At 63.9% G+C, this 252-nt stretch carries 1 pseudogene; it reads right to left on the bottom strand.

The window, feature by feature from the left end:
- Positions 1 to 129 precede the first annotated feature (129 nt).
- Positions 130 to 252: pseudogene (locus tag C1I97_RS39150) on the bottom strand (IS630 family transposase); the annotation flags it as partial.

Raw genomic sequence — 252 nt, 5'->3', positions numbered from 1 at the left:
GCCAGCTACCGGCTGAAGAACCGCCTCACCGCCATCGAAGGCGGCATCACCGCCGTCAGCTGACCCGGACTCAAGCTCTGCACATCAGCCCGTACATACCTCTGCACTACAGCCCGTACGCCGACACTGCGGGTCCTTGGACAGCTTGAAGGTGTCCACCAGATGCGGTTTGAGGCCGAAGGTCCGCCAGATCCGCGAGATGGTGGACTGACTCAGGCCACTGGCCTCGGCCATCTCCCGCGTCGACCAGTG

It is taken from the genome of Streptomyces sp. NTH33 (assembly GCF_003236365.1).
Taxonomy (GTDB): domain Bacteria; phylum Actinomycetota; class Actinomycetes; order Streptomycetales; family Streptomycetaceae; genus Streptomyces.
The sequence above is the reverse complement of the archived record's forward strand: the minus strand, read 5'-3'. Positions and strand labels throughout refer to the sequence as shown.